General features: G+C 64.0%; 1 protein-coding gene. It reads right to left on the reverse strand.

Translation table 11 applies throughout. The features are described 5' to 3' along the window. On the reverse strand, positions 1 to 272 hold a 272-nt coding region (locus tag B2W52_RS10295; protein ID WP_286802867.1), incomplete at both ends, for an MFS transporter.

Genomic DNA, 272 nt, shown 5'->3' on the forward strand with positions numbered 1-272 from the left:
AGCGCCGTTCCCAGTGTCAGCATGCCCACCAGCCAGGCCAGGGCAGCCCCGGCATACTTTGGCGTCCAGGCAATGACCATTTTCATGCCCAGGGGATAGATCCCGGCCAGACACAGCCCGGTGGCAAAGCGCAGGAGGAAATCGAGCGGCGGCGCACCGGCAGCGAAAATAAATCCACCGTTAACCAGAGCCCCCAACAGGCTCGACAGCGCAAAGATCCGACTCGCGCCAAAGCGGTCGGCCAGGCCGGTCACCGCAATGGTCAGGGTGCC

The sequence above is a fragment of the Marinobacter sp. UBA2498 genome, assembly GCF_002341575.1.
Lineage (GTDB): Bacteria > Pseudomonadota > Gammaproteobacteria > Pseudomonadales > Oleiphilaceae > Marinobacter > Marinobacter manganoxydans.